3 protein-coding genes are annotated in these 4,372 nt (G+C 63.2%); all 3 read right to left on the bottom strand.

Annotated features, from left to right (window positions below):
- Positions 1-311 precede the first annotated feature (311 nt).
- A complete protein-coding gene (locus tag ACLCGK_RS33335; protein ID WP_410953729.1) occupies positions 312-632 on the bottom strand; it encodes a hypothetical protein in 321 nt (106 codons plus the stop codon).
- Between the two features lie 146 nt (positions 633-778).
- On the bottom strand, positions 779-2,620 hold the full coding sequence (locus tag ACLCGK_RS33340; RefSeq protein ID WP_080604860.1) for a potassium transporter Kup: 1,842 nt from the start codon (positions 2,618-2,620) through the stop codon (positions 779-781).
- A 301-nt stretch (positions 2,621-2,921) separates the two neighbouring features.
- On the bottom strand, positions 2,922-4,148 hold the full coding sequence (locus ACLCGK_RS33345; protein WP_189121781.1) for an MFS transporter: 1,227 nt from the start codon (positions 4,146-4,148) through the stop codon (positions 2,922-2,924).
- Positions 4,149-4,372 lie beyond the last annotated feature (224 nt).

Below are 4,372 nucleotides of genomic sequence, written 5' to 3' on the forward strand. Positions count from 1 at the left end.
CGCCCGCGAACACCGGCGCAGCCGGTGCCATCCACGGCGTCGCCTGCTTCGCGGGCATGCCCGCTCCCACAGGGACCCCACCAGCTGAAGGAATGCGCCATACCTGTGGGAGCGGGCGCGCCCGCGAACACCGGCGCAGCCGGTGCCATCCACGGCGTCGCCTGCTTCGCGGGCATGCCCGCTCCCACAGGGACCCCACCAGCTGAAGGAATGCGCCGTACCTGTGGGAGCGGGTTTACCCGCGAACACCGGCGCAGCCGGTGCCATCAACCGCATCACCCGGTTCGAGCGCACGCCATGTGCGCTTTCAGTTATCGATCGTGCTTCGAAGAGGAGCGCCCGGCCTTGTTGTGTTCCTTGGAATGGGCAATGCCGGACCGGGTAGTGCCACGGCCGTTGTCATCATTGCGCAGGCTTCCATAGTGATTGCCGCTCTCGCCATGGTTGCGGGTGGCCTTGCCTGCATGATCACTCTCGTAGCCGGCGCCATTACCGTTGAACCCACCTTTGCCACCGCCATTGCCATTACCTTTGGCATATGCGGAACCAATCGGCGAGACATCGGCAGGCAACAATGCAGTTGCGCCGAGCGCCAGGGCACAGGTAAAGACGGCTACCAGGGCTTTTTTCATGTTTGTTCGCTTCCAAAAGGCGCAGGGGGGAAATTTGAGTGCGAATACGACATAAGGTTGCCTTTTAAGTTCCGCAGTGCGCAGCCTTTCGACGAAGCGGCTGCCAGGCCCTTTCAGTACCTGGCAGCCTTAAGCTTCATGACTGCTCAGATCTCGACCTGGGTGCCAAGCTCGATCACCCGGTTCAGCGGCAGCTTGAAGTACTTCAGGTTGCTGTTGGCATTCTTCAGCAGGAAGGCAAACAGGTGCTCCCGCCAGCGGGCCATGCCCATCTGCCTGCCTGCAATGACCGTCTCCCGGCTGAGGAAATAAGTGGTGCGCATGGGGCCGAACTCAAGGTCCGCACGCTGACAGCGGCTTAACGCCAACGGCACGTCGGGCTCCTCCATGAAGCCGAAATGCAGGCTCACGCGGAAGAAACCATCACCAAACTCCTCGACCTCAAAGCGCTTGCCAGCGTTGACCCGTGGCTCGTCCTCGAACACGACGGTCAACAGCACCACTTGTTCATGCAGTACCTGGTTATGCAGCAGGTTGTGCAGCAAGGCGTGAGGCACCGCCTCGGGCCTGGCGGACAGGAATACGGCAGTACCGCCCACGCGGTGAGGCGGCTGGGCCTTGAGGCTGGTAATGAACAGGTCCAGCGGCAGCGAACTTTCGTCCAGCCGCTCGACGATCATCCGTCGCCCGCGCTTCCAGGTAGTCATCAGGGTGAACAGTGCAAGGCCGGCAATCACCGGAAATGCACCGCCCTGGAGGATCTTCGGCGCATTGGCGGCGAAATACAGGCTGTCGACCAGCAGGAACGCCAGCAGCATCGGCACCGCCAGCCAGCGTGGTGCCTTCCACAGCAGCAGCACCACTGCCGAAGCCAGCAGCGTGGTGATCAGCATGGTCCCGGTCACGGCTACGCCGTAAGCTGCCGCAAGTGCCCCGGACGACTCGAAGCCAACCACCAGCAGCACCACGCCAACCATCAGTGCCCAGTTCACCATGCCGATGTAGATCTGCCCCTGTTCCTCGCTGGAGGTGTGCTGGATGAACATGCGCGGTACGTAACCCAGCTGGATGGCCTGGCGCGTCAGCGAGAACGCACCGGAAATCACGGCCTGGGACGCGATGATGGTGGCCAGCGTGGCCAGCCCGACCATGGGCAGCAGGGCCCATTCGGGCGCCAGCAGGTAAAACGGGTTGCGCACTGCCTGCGGGTCGCCGAGGATCAGCGCGCCCTGGCCGAAGTAGTTCAGTACCAGGCCGGGCAGCACCAGCAGGAACCAGGCCCGGGCGATGGGTTTGCGGCCGAAGTGCCCCATATCGGCGTAGAGCGCTTCGGCGCCGGTCAGCGCCAGCACCACCGCGCCCAGGATCGCCACGCCCATGCCCGGGTGCAGCACGAAGAACTTCACCGCCCAGAGCGGGTTGAGTGCCTGCAGCACCTCCGGGCGCTGGACGATGCCGTGCAGGCCCAGTGCACCCAGCACGACGAACCACAGCACCATGATCGGCCCGAAGAGGATGCCGATGCGCGCGGTGCCATGCTTCTGGATCAGGAACAGGGCCACCAGCACCACCACCGACAGTGGCACGACCCAATGCTCGATACCGTCGAAGGCCAGTTGCAGGCCCTCGACGGCCGATAGCACGGAAATCGCCGGCGTGATCATGCTGTCGCCGTAGAACAGCGCGGCGCCGAACAAGCCGAGCAGCACCAGTATCCTGCCCAGGCGCTGGTAGGGCGCCGCCGCCCGATGCGCCAGGGCGGTCAGGGCCATGATGCCACCTTCGCCCTGGTTGTCGGCACGCAGGATGAACAGTACGTATTTGAGCGATACCACCCAGAGCAACGACCAGAACACCAGCGACAGCACTCCGAGTACGCCAGCGGTGTTGGCCTGTACGCCATAGTGCCCGGCGAACACCTCCTTGAGGGTGTACAGCGGGCTGGTGCCGATGTCGCCATACACCACGCCGACAGCGGCGACGAGCATGCCGACAGGGTTGGACTTGGCGGGAAGGGATTGATTTGCGATGACGGTGGACTGGCTCACGAAAGGTTTCTCTGGACTGGCGGGTATAAATGCATGCCATCCCTGAGCATCGCGCGCCCAGTATTCCTTCTGTCTGCCGGCTCAGTCGTAAAAAGAGCGTAAAAAATCAGCCAGCGCCCCAATACCTGTCAGTCAAGCAATTCGGGGCCGCTTTGCGGCCCGGCCAGCTCCCACAGGTACAGCGCAGACTTCAAGAGTTTACGTGGTCCCTGTGGGAGCTGGCCTGCCGGCGATGGTTTGGTCAGCCAGGTTGCGCCGCCAGGCTGTTGCTGACGTTACGCCCCAGCACCAGCACCGTAGCGAAACCGCAGCCCACCAGGGCCGTGGCCAGGCTCAGCAACACCGAGCTACCCAGCTGGTCGACGATCCGACCGCCGAAGAACGAGCCCAGTGCAATGATCACCTGAAACATGGCAACGAACAGCGGCATGCCACGTTCGACATCCTTGGGCGCGACGACGAACATCCAGATACTGGCGCAGGCCGGGAACGCGCCGAAGGCGAAGCCCCACAACCCGATCAGCATCGCGGCACCGGTCATGCCGGTGGCGAAGTGAGGGAACAGGGCAGTGCTGGTGCCGATCATCAGCGCTACCAGCAGCAGGGTGTGACGTACGCTGCGGTTGGCGGCGAAACCGGCGAAGATGTTGCCGAATACCCCGGCCACGCCATAAAGCAGCAGCAACGAGCCAATGGTAGGCCCATCGAAGCCGGAGCTTTGTTTGAAGAAGGGCGCGACATAGGTGTACGCGGCAAAGTGCGCCAGCCCGATCAGCAACACGGCAATCAGGCCAACCCGCGCCTGTGGGTTGATGAACAGGGCCGGCAGGTCGCTGATGCCAATGGCTTTGTCCGGGTTGAGCCGCGGGAGCAAAAGGATCTGCGCCAGCAGCACCGGTATGCCCAGTAGCGCGGTTATCAGGAAGGTCATGCGCCAGCCCATCAGGCCACTCAACCAGGTGCCCACCGGCACGCCCAGCACGGTGGCCAGGGTTACGCCGACCATGATGATCGAGGTGGCCTGGGCTACGCCCACGCCCTTCGGTGCCAGGCGGCCGCTGAGGGCAATGGCCGTTGCCCAGAAGCCGCCGATACTCACGCCCAGCAGCACGCGGCCGAACAGCAGCAGGTTGAAGTCGCTGGCGTAGGCCACCACCGCGTTGGCGATGATCATGATCAGCGTCAGCCCGATCAGCAGGTAGCGACGGTCCAGAGCGCCAATGCCCACCGACAGTAGTGGGGCGGCGAGGGCGGCCATGATGCCGGGCAGGGTAACCATCAGGCCGGCATGGCCTGCACTGATGCCAAGGTCGCTGGCAACATCGTTGAGTACGCCCACCGGCAGGAACTCGCTGGTCACCAGGGCGAAAGCGCCGACGGCGACCGAAAGGATTGCCAGCCACTGCTGGCTGACGCTTTGTTGATCATGCTCGGGGAGGCCACGAGGGGCCTGGCTGGCACTTGGCATGGTATTGGATTCCAAGAGAGGGATGTCGCCTGAAGCAGGCGCAAGGAGCGGGGGAAATTTGCCGGGGATTATAGGGGGCGGTTTCGCCTGGCCAACATGCGGGTCGCTCGATAGTAATCATCAGCGCAATCGATGAAACGCCTTGCGCAGAGCGCCCGCTGTTGGATGGGAGCGCAGAGAACAAATATCGCTCGTTTGAAGCGTCCATTGTAGGAGCAGCCTTG

Source organism: Pseudomonas sp. S1(2024), from assembly GCF_046557535.1.

What these genes read in the sequence shown, in the direction of transcription:
- ACLCGK_RS33340 (WP_080604860.1), bottom strand. Translation starts at nt 2,620, where the DNA reads ATGCTCGTCGCCGCTGTCGGCGTGGTGTATGGCGACATCGGCACCAGC.
- ACLCGK_RS33335 (WP_410953729.1), bottom strand. Translation starts at nt 632, where the DNA reads ATGAAAAAAGCCCTGGTAGCCGTCTTTACCTGTGCCCTGGCGCTCGGC.
- ACLCGK_RS33345 (WP_189121781.1), bottom strand. Translation starts at nt 4,148, where the DNA reads ATGCCAAGTGCCAGCCAGGCCCCTCGTGGCCTCCCCGAGCATGATCAA.